Raw genomic sequence first — 14,083 nt, 5'->3', positions numbered from 1 at the left:
TCTTCACACACGCGGCATGGCTGCATCAGGCTTGCGCCCATTGTGCAATATTCCCCACTGCTGCCTCCCGTAGGAGTCTGGGCCGTGTCTCAGTCCCAGTGTGGCTGATCATCCTCTCAAACCAGCTAGGGATCGTCGCCTTGGTAAGCCATTACCTTACCAACTAGCTAATCCCACTTGGGCTAATCTCTTGGCGTGAGGCCCGAAGGTCCCCCACTTTGGTCCGTAGACATCATGCGGTATTAGCAGTCGTTTCCAACTGTTGTCCCCCACCAAAAGGCATATTCCCAAGCATTACTCACCCGTCCGCCGCTCGTCAGCAAAGGTGCAAGCACCTCTCTGTTACCGCTCGACTTGCATGTGTTAGGCCTGCCGCCAGCGTTCAATCTGAGCCATGATCAAACTCTTCAATTAAAAGTTTTTTCTGTCCAAAGGACATGCTCAATGAATTCTGAATTTATTTAATATCTTTCGATATTGAATTGACTGTGCCGAAACAACTTATAAATAAGTTACTTCTGTTGGTCACTCAGCTTCAATTGAGACTCTAAATTTTTTGTCTTACTACCTAAGTAGTTCGACTGTTAGAACTCAATCTGTACGAGTGCCCACACAGATGATTGCTTTATATTGTTAAAGAACGTTGCGGTTAAAGTTAAACTTTATCTCGCTAGGGCTGCGCATATTACGCTTTCCTATTTTTTTGTCAACACTTAATTTTAAAGGTTTTTAAATTTAAGTTTTACTCGACTTACTTACCGTTTGTTCAGCGCTTTTCATTGCTGCCTGCTGGGTCAGTGGATGCGCATTATAGGGATATTCTTGAGGCCGTCAACGCTTTATTTCAGTTTTATTAAATTAATTGAACATTTGCTCAAAAGGCATACAAACAAGGTCATACAGTACTATTTTCGCTTAAATTTTCAGCTATGAGAACAACCAAGCTGCGCATACAGACCAGATCCATCTCATAGCTAAACCGTAATAATTAAACAGTCACACTGTTGTCTTTTTTAACGGGATTAAATACGGCTATCGGATTGATTAGTTTTCCTTCAAATTTTAGATTTTTTGCCGGATCAGCCAAATCTATCATTTGCTGATTATTACTTAACTGTAATCGGTTTAAACACGACAAGGTAAAATCAGCACTAAATAGGTCGTACTTAATAAACTTATCTTTTAGTTCTGGGTGTGATTGTTGATAGCTAATTACACACTCTGCAACTTGTTGCCAAAAGTCTAGTTCTGAATAGTCGTTTTGCTGATCAAGGATATCGGCCACGAACCTGAAGAAACAATCGAACACATCGGTAAAGATTGACAGCACTTTTAATTCATCAGGTACATCCACAGTTAAGCGTTGAATATTATCCGCCAGTACTAAATCTTTATTTAGAATAGCGATCTCTTCGGCGATATCTTTCATGATTGCTTTGACTGGAATATTGTCTTCTAACAATAGAATCAAGTTTTCGCCATGGGGCATAAACACTAAGTCATGGGAGTAAAAACAATGAAGCAGTGGATCTAAGTATGCTTTTAAATATTTAGTAATCCAGGTATGAGTATCGATCTGTGCTGATTTAATTAAAGTAGGTAATAGTGGCTGCCCTTGATTATCGATATGCAGCAGTGACGCCATGGTCATTAAACGTTGCTTGCTCTTTATGCTTGGCATTGGACTTTCACGCCACAGTGCAGAGAGCATTTTTCGATATGGACTGTATTGATCGGTTGCGGCCTCTAAGGCGTGATTATAATAACCAATAGCAGCAACCTCACGCAATATCGTAAATCCTGAGTCTGCTAAATATGGATCCTGTGATACAACCTGCGCCACCCAATCATTAATAGCCGGAGTTGCACTCATATAATAAGGAGATAAACCACGCATGAATCCCATATTTAAAATTGACAGTGCAGTCTTAACATAACGTTTATGTGGGTGTGTTTTATTAAAGAAAGTACGAATAGACTGTTGCGGCTGATATTCATCTTCACTGTATCCCAAGCAAAGCAAATGCTGATCAGCAATATCGTTAGAGAATAATGACGCAAGCTTATTAAACCACTGCCAAGGGTGAACGGGGAAAAAGAAGTAATCATCACTATTTACTCCGCGCTCTAATAGCTTTTGTTTAAATGACTCTATGGTGTGCGTTGAGAGCTCTTGCGTTATGAGTGTTTGATAATCTAAATCATCGGTGGTCGAAAATACGATTCGATCTTTATGTGCAGCGAGCCAAACTAACTGTAAGTGCGCGCCAGTCTCAGGTGCATATTGGCGATAATCATTGCTATCAAAACCGATCCGACCATTGTTTGCGATAAAACAAGGATGGCCTTCCGTCATCGCACTCTCTACTTGTTGAAAATCAGCGGTGGTGAGTTGCTCTGCAGTTAACGCTGGCAGCTGATGCTTATAGGCGCTGCCATATAAGGTACTGGCGATTTCTTCCAGATAGGTAGGTAGCATAGCTTGGCTAATACCTAAACTATGTTGTAACTCACAGATAAAGGCGATTGAATCAAGCTCGGCTACTTGATTATCGATTTGCTTTTCAATTGAGTCTGCGGCTATATGCCAATGATTCAAACTACCCAGCTTGGCTTTAAAGCGATAAACAATAGTTTCTTTATCTGTACTTAGCTCAAAATATTGCCAATCTGCATCTTCATTGGTCAGTTGCGGTTTTATCAGCCGCTCATGAGCAAACTCACTTAAGGCTTTGCGAACGTGTAACCTATTTACATGTCGCCATAGCTCTGGGGTTAAATGACTAACGGCTTGCTCTGGGCTCAAGGGAATGTGCTTCATAGTAGTATTATCCTTATTTAATGCGTGATAAAAGTCATCACGAGTACAAAATGCGAGATGAGCGGTTTTATGGGTTAACCTAACCGCTGATTGATAACGAAAGCCGGCTTTAGTATTTAAAGAGTGGATTTTGTTATTGCGAATATCGGGTTCAACAATAACGCGCTGATTTTTGTCATTAGCAAAAATGAAATTCATCACCAATTGAAACACCGACCAGGTAAAGCCATGTACCTTGTTATTGCTTTGGGCAATGAGAATATGCATGCCAATATCGCCCCTTTTAACGGGGTAATGATTACCTATTTCATCTAATTGAGGCTCATATAGCTCAACTAAAAAACACGCGGTATTGTTTGCGTAGCCGATATAAATATCGCTGCGCGCTAACAAGCTTTGATATTCTTGCTGTAACTGCTTAAGCGAGAAACCTTGCATACCCCAAAACTGGGCATGAGGCTGAGTAACCCATTGGTGGAGCAATGCTAAGTCTTGCGCTAGGTTTAATGGCCTTAAGCTAAGCATGGCAATATCAGTAAATTGCTGACAAAAAACGGGGGGTGTATTAGGCATTACTGAGCCCTCGAAGTTGCGCCTTGATAGGCTGAATAGACATGCCGTTTAGTTTGCTTACTAAGCAACCATAAGCACAACGCAGATAGAGTAAGCCCAGCAGCGGCAACCCAAAATGGCATCACTAAGCCATAATCTCTCACCAACAGGCCCGCACCATAGGACGCTAACAGCACACCTAAACTTTGACAAAAGCTGACTTTGCTAAAATCTTGGGCATATTTGTCTGGGGTACTCACTTGGTAAAGCAGCAGGTCAAGACGCACAATAATAATAAATAGTGACAAACCGAACAGACAGCGCCCAGCTATCACTACCAAATAGGCAGGACTTGCTTGTAATGCAACGCCGGTGATGATCAATACAAAGACAATTAGTAAGTTGATGGGTTTGGTATTTTTTCTCTGTCGCCACTGATCAAAGCAAAGTGCAAACAGTGCCATAAAGGCAGGGATAGAAAACACCATACTAGCGAGAACGATATTTGCGTTGTCGCTCATACTTTGCCAATACGCAGCAAAAAATGGTCTGATCAAAAAAGCACTGAAGTAAAAACACAGCATAACAATGCCAAGCTGATAAATAGGCCAACGAGTTGCTAACCTAGCCGATGCAACTACTGGCTCAGACTGTTGTTTACTCGGTGCTAACTTTATCAGGTAAGCGCACACTAAGACCTGAGTAAAATCACTCAGCGCCATAATTAAAAATGCCGCTTTAGCTGGCAATGCTGATAACACCACACCACCAGCAACAGCGCCTAATATAGCGCCAAAGTGCACCACCACACTGAGCGTTGCAATCGTGGTAACGTGATTCGCTTTCGCTTCTAAGCTCATTAAATATGGATAAACCAATAAGTAACTGGCTTTAAAAGCAAACATTGCCATTGAGGTAAACCAAAACCAGCTTAAGTCGTTTGCAAAAAAACTACTTAAGCTGAATATACCCGCTGCGATTTGACTGTATACCAACAGCGGTAACACATGCATATATTTGCTAATGCAAGCCCAAATAGGAAAGCACACCATCACTACAAAACAGCTAGCAGCAAGGTAAGTACCCACATAGGCAGGGTCGCTTATATTAAATACCGCACTAAAGAAAGTAGGATAAAACGGTAACAGCATTGAGTCACTGATCACTGCAAATACCGTTATCGCAATCAACAAGACTTTAAATTGCTTACTCATGCGCGAAACTGCTCTACTTCATCGCAAAACTCAGAATTGGGGGCAGCAAATTCCTGAAAAGCGATTTTGCGCTCGATTGGGTAATGTTCATGTCCGGTGATCGCACGAATAATGCAAGAGTTTCGGTAGCATGCCATACCTAAATCGGGTGTGACAAAACCATGGGTATGTTGTTCTGCGTTTTGTACAAAGATACGTTGATGCTGTTTATCTATAGAGTAATTACGGCCAACTTGGTACAGCCCCGCATCATCACTATCAATACAATGGCTAATCCCAGCTAAAAAGCTTGGCTGGTAAGGCTGATAACCTGTGGCAAAAATAATACTTTGCGTATTTATTGAATAAAGTTGCTGTTGCTCTGTTTGCTCTAAATTCAACTTATAACCACCTCCATGGTTATGGTACGTCATATCGATAAGCGCAGAATTTGTGTGCAAGCTAACAGGCAATTTAGCCGTCAGCCGTTTGCTATACAGTAAATCAAAAATATTGTTGATCAGCTCGCTATTAATCCCCTTGTAAAGATTATGCTGGCGACGATTTAACTGCTGGCGTTTTTGCTCGGGTAATTGATAAAAATAATCGACATACTCTGGCGAGGTCATTTCTAGCGTTAGCTTAGTGTATTCAAGTGGGTAAAATCGCGAGGAGCGAGTAAGCCAATTAAGCTGATAATTATGTTGATCAATATCTTGCAACAAATCATAAAAAATTTCAGCGGCACTTTGCCCGCTACCAATAATGCTAATCGATTGTTGTTGCTGTAATTGGCTTTTATTAGCAAGGTAATGACTGGAATGAATAACCCCCTCTTGCTGTATAAACTGCTGCGCGCACTGCGGGTGACGTGGTACTGGGCCAGTGCCTAACACTAAGTGTTTGGCCAAATAAACTTGATCGCATGTTTGTACTATATAGATATCACTATCTTGGCTGTACTCAACATGCTGCACCTCTGAATTAAAACGTAGATTAGGCAACTGCTGAGTTGCCCATTGGCAATACTGATTATATTCTTGGCGCAGTAAGAAAAAGTTTTCCCTAATATAAAAAGAATACAAGCGACCTTGCTGTTTTATATAGTTTAAAAAACTATAAGGACTGGTTGGATCGGCAAGCGTTACCAAATCAGACATAAACGGCGTTTGCAAACTGACCTCAGGGAGCATCATGCCTGGGTGCCAATTAAATTCTGCATTTTTATCTAAGAACAGACTGCTGACCCCTTCAAGCGGTGCCGTTAAACACGCAAGACTTAAATTAAATGGCCCTAAGCCAATACCAATCACATCATAAATAGGCTTATCCATAGCTAACTTCCTTTACTGGGGTATTTAAAGGCGTTTGTTGATTGGCTAAATCACTCGCTAAATATTGATACCCGTATTGTTTTATAAGCCTAACAACTTGTTGGATATCACTAATCGTGGTTGCACAGTTTAGTAAGGTGAACTTTAAATACTGCTTATCTGCGACCTTAGTTGCCGCAATTAAGGCATCGCCTTGACGGGATAACTGCTTACGAATGAATTTATTAAGCTCGTCTAAATCTTGGTTGCAGGTGCTGCCATCACCAATAAAACGAAATACCAAGGTACTTAACTGCGGCTGATGAATAATTTCAATATGCGCTTCAGAGGCTAATAATAGATAGGCTTGTCGAGCTAAATGCATCACTTGCTCAAATGCTAAGCCGAGGTTTTTTGCCCCCACAGTACGCAATGAAAACCATAACTTTAGCGCATCAAAACGTCGTGTGGTTTGAATGCTCTTATTACATAGATCTGGCGTGCCTGCTTGCTGCTGACTCAGTGGGTTTAAATATTCAGCATGATAAGTGACAACCGACAAGTGCTGTTTATCTTTAACAAAAAAAGCACTGCAACTAACCGGTTGAAAAAATGATTTATGGTAATCAATCGTCACCGAATCCGCACATGCAATTCCCGCTAACTTATGCTTGTTATTGGGCGTTATTAATAAACCACCGCCATAGGCCGCATCAACATGAAACCAAGCGCCGCTTTGTTTAGCTATAGCGGCTATTTGGGCTAATGGGTCAATACTGCCAAAATCTGTTGTGCCCGCGGTTGCAACTATGGTCATAACAATATCGCCTTGTTGCTGACATTGCTCAATGGCCTGATTTAACGCGTTAACATCCATTCTAAAGTATTCATCACAGGGAACGCTTACCACACTATCGTAGCCAAGCCCTAAAATAGCGGCGGCTTTTTGAATGCTAAAATGACTCACCTGCGAGGTAAAAATTTTTAACCGCTTAAAGTCCTGTGGTAGCCCTTGCTGTTTATTTATATGACCGGTGTGCTGCTGACACTGAAAATCACGTGCTAACAACATTGCCATTAAGTTAGATTGCGTACCACCACTGGTAAATACGCCATCAGCCTGCTTACCAAGGGCCAGTTTTGATAAAGTCCAATCGACTATGCTTTGCTCGATAAAGGTCGCGCCACCACTTTGATCCCAGGTCTCTACAGCTGTATTTATCGCTGTAGCCATTAGTTCAGCAAGAATACTTTGATAAACAATAGGACAATTTAAATGTGCGAGGTAACGAGGATTATTGAAATAAACAGCATCCTTGAGGTACAGCTGAGTCACCTCTGTAAGCGCTTCTTGTATATCAAATAAGGGCTGGTTTAGATCAATATCAGCAAATTGTTTGGCCAATTCGTGTGGGAAAATCCCGCTAAATGGCTTTTGTTGTACATCGAGAGTTTGCGCCAATAATTGTACGACTTGATCAACACCTATTTTAAACTTATCTAGATTTTCTTTATTAAACATTGAATTAAGCATTGAGTTAGCTTCGTGATTAGAAGCTTGTTGCTGTGCATCTGCGAGCAACACATTTAACTGAACCATGAGCACGATCACCTTTAGTTGAAAACAATTGATAAATCTAAATGAGAATGTATACTAATCGCGTTTCTATTCGAGAGTCAATGTTTAAATTCCGTAAAAATTAAGGAGTGATTGTGTTAAAAAAATCAATGTTTGGGCTATCAGCCATTTCGTTATGCGTGATCAGCAACTATGGCGTGGCTGCAGAAGTAGCGATAGACGATGACATAGAAAGTATCGCCGTGTACGGCAAAAGCTACCGTTCTACAGGTACTAAATCGAGCTTAACACCGATTGCATCGCCGATGAGCTTTGAAGTGTACGACAGTAAATTACTAGAATTACGCCAAGTAGATACAGTGAATGAAGCACTGCGCTATGTATCAGGGATCACGCCGGAAAACCGCGCTACAGTGACCATTTTTGACCAATATACAATTCGTGGCTTTGAAAGTTACCGTAATTTTTACGATGGTTTACCACTGCAATACAATCTGGTTTATAACTTAGCTCCACAAGTAGATGCATTTGCCACACAAAGTGTCGAAATTTTAAAAGGTCCAGCATCGGTTTTATATGGTTCTGCACCTCCTGGTGGCATGGTTAACCAAACAGCTAAAACGCCACAAGCCATTTCCGAGCATAACTTTAGAGCACGTATTGGTACTAATAGTTTGGCGGAGCTGGCTGTAGATAGCACAGGCGCTATCACCGACGGCGTTAATTATCGCTTTATAGCCCTTGCCCGTAGCCGTGATGGCCAACAGCAAACCACTGAAGAAGAACGGCTCACCATTGCGCCCTCAGTAACCTTTGAGATCAGTGAACAAACTAGCTTAAATCTTAATTTATATTATCAAGACGATCCTAAAATGGTGCCATCAACCCCCTTACCAGCAAAAGGCACGCTTTACGAAGCCAGTTACGGTAAATTATCCGCTGATGCGTATGCAGGTGATAAAAACTGGGCCGAGTTTGCCCGAGAAGTCACTATGATCGGGTATAAATTAAATCATGAATTTTCAGATGCAATGTCGTTTTTACAAAACTTTCGCTATACCAATGCCGATGCCACGCAGCAAAATAGTTATGACTTCGGTTTAGCGGACGCAGATAAAATATTAACGCGTACTGCGTATAAAACCATTGAGGACGCTGAAGGCTTTGTAGTTGATAACCAACTCGCTGTGCAATTTGGTTTAGCGAATACGAAGCACCAGCTATTATTTGGTTTTGAATACCAAACCCTTGATTCAACATTTGATTATGCCGATACTTTTGGCGCAAATACGCCAACACTTGATTTATCAAACCCTGATCACACTCAGTTTAATGACGATACCACCGCGGCTTTAGATACTTATCGTCAATTTAGTCGTTTAGAGCAATCACAACGCGGTTTTTATTTGCAAGATGAAATAAAAATCGATGCGCTTACTGTCATCGCTGGGCTGCGCCATGATAATTACTATAGCTTAACTGACACTTTAATAAGTGGCGCCACCAGCAATCAAGAGATAGATCAAAGCGATACCACTTTCCGTATGGCGGCAATCTATACCTTTGACAACAACATCGCCCCTTACGCGAGTTACTCTGAGTCATTCGAGCCGACTTCTGGGGTCGATACCTTAACCGGCCAAGCGTTCAAACCAACGACCGCGGAGCAAATTGAAGCCGGAGTGAAATATCACAACAATGATGCAACCACTAAAGTAACCGCGGCCTTTTTTGATTTGCGCAAACAAGATGTAGTGGTAAATACCCCTGACTTTATGAAGTACACCCAAAATGGCGAAGTTCGTTCAAAAGGGGTTGAAGTCAGTGTTTATCAGCAACTCACTGATACTCTCGATGTTACTGTAAATCTGACTGATATGGATGTTGAGGTAACAGATAACCCACAAAACCCCGCATTGGAAGGTAAAACACCGATTTGGGTAGCAGAGCAACAAGCCTCAATGTGGTTAAATTACTTCTTTAGCGACGCGCTAGAATTTAACGGTGGTGTACGTTATGTCGGTGAAAGTCAGTTAGATGCATTAAATTCCGACACAGTACCGGGTTATACCTTGTTTGATGCTGCTGCTAGCTATCGCTTTAACGACAGCTATAAAATCGGTTTAGCCGTGAGTAACTTAACAGACAAACGTTATGTGGGTGCTTGTTTTGATATAAATGGCTGTTGGATGGGCGCTGAGCGCAGTGTTGAGCTTAGTTTAAATGCCTCATTTTAAGTATTTAAACTCGTTATGAACGGTGAACAACTCGCCCTTAGTAAGCTGTTAAAGCTTGCTAAGGGCTACCACAGTGCTTTAAAAGTACCAGAACAAGCAACAGATTGGCTCGATATACAATCGAGTTCATTGCTGGTTGCAAGGTTACACCAGTATTGGCAGCAGCAATACCCCGAAGCTGGACGTAGCTATTGGGCAATAAAAAGTTGGGGTATGCTGTATTGGCAACCGCTCTATTTAGCAGTCATAAGCGTGCATGAACTCACTATGAGTTTTTCTTTACAGCCTATGCAACAACACTACCAACAAGGCGTTATCGCAGGGCTGCAACTACCCACTATAAAAGCGCAGCACCATCACAGCCAGCAACAGGCAATAACAAATATGGCTGCCCACTTAAAAAGCTATGTTGTTAAGTTACTGACAGATTTAAACCTCGTTGCACGGCTTAATGAGCGTTTGGCGATGTCCTTATTAGCTGACACGCTATTAGCAATATTACTTCTTCATGCAAAACGAAAGCCGCAGTTTAATATTCAATTAATGGCAGCGCACTGGTTGCATGCTCTCGATATCTCGGAGGCGGGGGAGTTTATTATGCTTACAGCTTGCTCAGACTCATTAGCATTAACGCGAAAAACATGCTGTTTGCACTATCAAATAGGTGATGTTGCAAAGTGCGCTAACTGCCCAAAGCAACCTCAGCAAATAAAAGTTCAGCGTATGCAACAGGAGTTAATTACAGCATGCTGCAGTTAAATAAAAAGCAAAAAGCGAGTATAAACTCGCTTTTCTAATCATTTGAGTTTGCTCAATGATATTAAGCTTGATTAAATATTAACGACTTTGTTCTGCTCTGGTTTTTTGTATAAAAACTTTTAGTGTGTTAAGCGTTGGCTCAATGCCTTTTTCATTATGCATTTCAAACCAATCATAGATATCACTAATGATTACAGAACCATCTTGTAAGCATAACTCATCATTTTTTAACCAAACATCGGGGGCAATCACTGAAGGAGCTGTATACCAATTACAAAAAACATAACCTTTATCTTCTAATGTTGATTCTACAAAATAATTAAAAGGAATAACTCCAAGAGCCATAAATAAACAACTTAAAATTCCGCTTTTCATGGTCAACTTCATGGACAATTTAAAACTAAAATTAAGTAAAAATTGAAATGTCGCGATCAGAAAATAAAACCAGAAAGGAAGGAAAGAAGCCAGCAATATTCTTCCACTGCTCTCTTTAAGAAAAAAAGAGGTACTGTCATCATCTAAAAAAAGTAACCGAAACTCAGAGTAAAATGTAACTGTTACTAGATAGATTCCCCCTAAAATCAAAAAAAACAGACATATCTTAGAAAGTATCTCCTTTCTTCGTGCCTCTTTGAAATTGAGTTCCAAAGGCTTCCACTCTAAAAGCTTCATTAGTTATAAGTCTTATTAAAGTTTAAAGTTGGCACACCAAAAAGTCCCTTTATAAAATCGACTGGACTATCTTTATAGTCTTTCTCTAATTTTTGTATTTGATTTCTAATTCTAACCTTACCTGCTTGAATATTTTCTTCACAAATACGTAAATGTTGAGCTAAGTAATCAACATAAACAGTCGTATCACGAAAAACCCACGCAAATAGGAAACCAACAGCAACAATAATTATCAACGGAGCTATTGCAGATCCAGCAATCAATGAACCTCCCAATGCTATTACTCCTGAACTAATTCCAATAGCAGCTCCAACTACTGCAATATCTACAGCAATACCAGCAACTAAGTCATGCCATGTTTTTTGATCATTTAAAACCTGGTCGATTGCATGAAATGTCACTGAAATAATTAAACTAATAACGAAGCCGGTTTTCATCGCTTTGGCTGCTTCGAGCTTACCCACTCCTATAGTGAACAGCTTAGGGTTACTCGCCAAATAACGGGTACCTGTAAGGTGAGCGCGTATTCCAGGGTAAGAATCTATTATGATCGCGGGTGAGCCATTATAAATTTTTATTTTAAACTTACCGAAAACATTACCTTGGCGCTGCATTGCAGCAGCTATAATGGCTAATGACTTCATATCATCAAATAAAGGGTAAAGACCTGCGCCAGTTTTTAAAGGATCTTTAATTCGTTCCCATTTACTCGATATTGAATTATGTTGCGCTAATATACCATCGATCCATTCAACCGCTTCAGAACGAGATTTACCTTGTTTCATCTTTACAGAAATAATGTAATCAACAAACTCTGCTGAATTCATTAGTAATAGAGTATGGTTGTTACCGGCAAGAAGCGTTTTTATTTAGTGTTGGCGTTGTTTTTGTGCAATTGCACGACGAGCATGAGCAGACATAGTAAATCCTTATTGTCTATTGTTAATCCATTAATTAGTCATTCTAGCGGCTTTAAAAATTATGGCAATAAAAGCGAGCTAATAAAACTCGCTTTTAGGTACTTAGGCTTACTTTTTAACTGGGCGTTTCCAACCGGTTAAATTGCGCTGCTTTGAACGCGCGATTGCTAGCTGTTCATCTTCTACGGTACTAGTGATCACTGAGCCTGCACCTATGGTGGCTGTTGCGCCGATATTAACAGGGGCAACCAGTGATGAGTTAGAGCCAATAAACGCATTATCACCAATGATGGTTTTAGACTTATTCACGCCATCGTAGTTACAGGTAATTGTACCGGCGCCAATATTCACTTTTTCACCAATTTCCGCATCGCCTAAGTAAGAAAGGTGGTTTGCTTTTGAGCCTTTACCTAGTCGGGTTTTTTTCATCTCAACAAAGTTACCAATATGCGAGTCTTCTTCCATAATCGCACCTGGGCGCAAGCGAGCATAAGGACCCAAAGTACATTTGTCGGCTACGCTAGCATCCTCAATTAAGGTATTGGCTTTAATAATCACGTTATCGCCAATAGTACAATTTTTAAGTACGCAGTTAGGGCCAATTTCAACGTTATTACCGAGAGTAACTTTACCTTCAAAAATAACGTTGATATCGATTAGCACATCTTCACCTGTTTTAACGTCACCACGAACATCAATGCGGGCAGGGTCGGCAAGCGTTGCACCATTAAGCATTAACTGTTCTGCTTGCCATGCTTGATAAGCACGCTCAAGAGCGGCAAGTTGTACGCGGTTATTCGCACCTTCAACTTCCATTGGGTGATCTGGCTGTGCTGAGCTAATTTCTACGCCTTCACTGTGCGCCATAGCAACAATATCAGTTAAGTAATACTCGCCTTGCGAGTTTTCGTTAGATAAGTTACCTAACCAGCTTTTTAATAGTTTGCCGTTCACCGCCATGATGCCTGTATTTACTTCGTTAATAAGTAACTGCTCTGCGCTGGCATCTTTTTGCTCAACAATACCGACCAGCTTGCCATCAACACGTAACATACGGCCGTAACCATTTGGGTTTGCTAAATTAACAGTAAGCACGGCTAAGCCATTTTTAGGTGTCACTGCTAATAAACGCTCAAGTGTTGATTGTTTAGTCAGTGGTACGTCACCGTATAAAACCAATACCGTATCTTCATCATTGATATGTGGATTAGCTTGTGCCACTGCATGGCCGGTGCCTAGTTGCTCAGCTTGAAGCACCCAGTTCACGTTATTATCAGCAAGTTGTTGTTGTAATAATTCGCCGCCATGACCATAAACTAAGTTAGTCGATGTAGCACCGAGTGCTTTGGCGTTATCGATAACGTGTTGCACCATAGGTTTACCGGCAACTTTATGCAATACCTTAGGTAGAGCTGAACGCATACGAGTACCTTTACCCGCAGCAAGAATGACTGTAGTCAGAGACATTAAAACAATATCCTTCTTTCTTTGTTTTATTGAAATGAGTAAGCGCGTGTAAATTCAACAAGATTACGTAAGTCACATCATGTGCACCTACACAATGGCAATCTAACAGTAGCCACTGAATCTAAGCTGAAATCACAACTTGCTTTATTTACCTCATATTGTAGCGGGGATCGATGAAGGATATAAGTACAACAAAGTTATATGTATGTTTTATTTATACTCAGCCACAAAAAAGCCCACATAAAGTGGGCTTTTTAAAAACCAGATAGGCTTACTTTTTACGTAATTGCTGAATAACGCGCAGTTGTGCAATTGCTTCTGCAAGTTGCACTGCGGCTTGATTATAATCAAACTCAGCAGAACCGCCTTTAGCCATTTGGGCTTCAGCGTCACGTTTAGCCTGCTCTGCAGCTTGTTCGTCTAGGTCTTCACCACGAACTGCTGTATCAGCAAGTACGGTCACTATGTTCGGTTGAACTTCTAGTGTACCGCCAGCAATATAGATGAATTCTTCTTCACCAAATTGCTTAACTAAACGTACCATACCAGGTTTAAGGGCAGTTAGTAGTG

10 protein-coding genes and 1 rRNA gene are annotated in these 14,083 nt (G+C 40.9%); 2 read left to right on the top strand and 9 right to left on the bottom strand.

From position 1 onward, the window contains the following. The 5 genes from ENH88_RS10550 to ENH88_RS10530 form a co-directional block, all read right to left on the bottom strand. Positions 1-414 (bottom strand): 16S ribosomal RNA (locus ENH88_RS10550); the annotation flags it as partial. 574 nt (positions 415-988) lie between these two features. Next, entirely contained in the window at positions 989-3,394 is a 2,406-nt protein-coding gene (locus ENH88_RS10545; protein ID WP_304182208.1) for a GNAT family N-acetyltransferase, read from the bottom strand. Further along, positions 3,394-4,587, bottom strand: coding sequence for an MFS transporter (locus tag ENH88_RS10540; protein ID WP_304182207.1), 1,194 nt, complete (start codon positions 4,585-4,587; stop codon positions 3,394-3,396). Before ENH88_RS10540 ends, ENH88_RS10545 begins: the two co-directional genes overlap by 1 nt. After that, positions 4,584-5,900, bottom strand: a complete 1,317-nt coding sequence (locus ENH88_RS10535) for a lysine N(6)-hydroxylase/L-ornithine N(5)-oxygenase family protein (RefSeq protein ID WP_304182206.1) — start codon at positions 5,898-5,900, stop codon at positions 4,584-4,586. The genes ENH88_RS10540 and ENH88_RS10535 overlap by 4 nt, the downstream gene beginning before the upstream one ends. Further along, complete coding sequence (locus ENH88_RS10530; RefSeq protein WP_304182205.1) at positions 5,893-7,479, bottom strand: pyridoxal phosphate-dependent decarboxylase family protein; 1,587 nt, start codon at positions 7,477-7,479, stop codon at positions 5,893-5,895. Before ENH88_RS10530 ends, ENH88_RS10535 begins: the two co-directional genes overlap by 8 nt. Before the next feature lie 128 nt (positions 7,480-7,607). On the opposite strand from ENH88_RS10530, the gene ENH88_RS10525 reads away from it, so the two are divergent. Both ENH88_RS10525 and ENH88_RS10520 read left to right on the top strand, forming a co-directional pair. Then, positions 7,608-9,695, top strand: coding sequence for a TonB-dependent siderophore receptor (locus tag ENH88_RS10525; protein ID WP_414704833.1), 2,088 nt, complete (start codon positions 7,608-7,610; stop codon positions 9,693-9,695). 15 nt (positions 9,696-9,710) lie between these two features. Further along, positions 9,711-10,454 (top strand): siderophore ferric iron reductase, encoded by a 744-nt coding sequence (locus tag ENH88_RS10520; protein WP_304182203.1) that lies wholly within the window; start codon positions 9,711-9,713, stop codon positions 10,452-10,454. Between the two features lie 78 nt (positions 10,455-10,532). On the opposite strand, the gene ENH88_RS10515 is transcribed toward ENH88_RS10520, so the two are convergent. The 4 genes from ENH88_RS10515 to atpC all read right to left on the bottom strand — a co-directional run. Continuing rightward, positions 10,533-11,126, bottom strand: coding sequence for a DUF1240 domain-containing protein (locus ENH88_RS10515; protein WP_304182202.1), 594 nt, complete (start codon positions 11,124-11,126; stop codon positions 10,533-10,535). After that, the gene (locus tag ENH88_RS10510; protein WP_304182201.1) at positions 11,126-11,953 is read right to left on the bottom strand and encodes a hypothetical protein; all 828 of its coding nucleotides are present in this window, start codon (positions 11,951-11,953) and stop codon (positions 11,126-11,128) included. The genes ENH88_RS10515 and ENH88_RS10510 overlap by 1 nt, the downstream gene beginning before the upstream one ends. A 201-nt stretch (positions 11,954-12,154) precedes the next feature. Then, positions 12,155-13,513 (bottom strand): bifunctional UDP-N-acetylglucosamine diphosphorylase/glucosamine-1-phosphate N-acetyltransferase GlmU, encoded by a 1,359-nt coding sequence (glmU, locus tag ENH88_RS10505; protein WP_304182200.1) that lies wholly within the window; start codon positions 13,511-13,513, stop codon positions 12,155-12,157. A 271-nt stretch (positions 13,514-13,784) separates the two neighbouring features. Further along, positions 13,785-14,083, bottom strand: a 299-nt coding sequence (gene atpC, locus ENH88_RS10500; protein WP_304182199.1) for an ATP synthase F1 subunit epsilon, incomplete at its 5' end; no start/stop codon positions are given.

Source organism: Pseudoalteromonas prydzensis, from assembly GCF_011050055.1.
In the GTDB taxonomy this organism is placed as follows: domain Bacteria; phylum Pseudomonadota; class Gammaproteobacteria; order Enterobacterales; family Alteromonadaceae; genus Pseudoalteromonas; species Pseudoalteromonas prydzensis_A.
Note: the sequence above shows the minus strand (reverse complement) of the source record. Positions and strands in the feature narration are given on the sequence as shown.

Excerpts from the sequence above, each read along its gene's own strand:
- ENH88_RS10545 (WP_304182208.1), bottom strand. The coding sequence starts at position 3,394 with ATGCCTAATACACCCCCCGTTTTTTGTCAGCAATTTACTGATATTGCC.
- ENH88_RS10540 (WP_304182207.1), bottom strand. The coding sequence starts at position 4,587 with ATGAGTAAGCAATTTAAAGTCTTGTTGATTGCGATAACGGTATTTGCA.
- ENH88_RS10535 (WP_304182206.1), bottom strand. The coding sequence starts at position 5,900 with ATGGATAAGCCTATTTATGATGTGATTGGTATTGGCTTAGGGCCATTT.
- ENH88_RS10530 (WP_304182205.1), bottom strand. The coding sequence starts at position 7,479 with ATGGTTCAGTTAAATGTGTTGCTCGCAGATGCACAGCAACAAGCTTCT.
- ENH88_RS10525 (WP_414704833.1), top strand. The coding sequence starts at position 7,608 with ATGTTTGGGCTATCAGCCATTTCGTTATGCGTGATCAGCAACTATGGC.
- ENH88_RS10520 (WP_304182203.1), top strand. The coding sequence starts at position 9,711 with ATGAACGGTGAACAACTCGCCCTTAGTAAGCTGTTAAAGCTTGCTAAG.
- ENH88_RS10515 (WP_304182202.1), bottom strand. The coding sequence starts at position 11,126 with ATGAAGCTTTTAGAGTGGAAGCCTTTGGAACTCAATTTCAAAGAGGCA.
- ENH88_RS10510 (WP_304182201.1), bottom strand. The coding sequence starts at position 11,953 with ATGAATTCAGCAGAGTTTGTTGATTACATTATTTCTGTAAAGATGAAA.
- glmU (WP_304182200.1), bottom strand. The coding sequence starts at position 13,513 with ATGTCTCTGACTACAGTCATTCTTGCTGCGGGTAAAGGTACTCGTATG.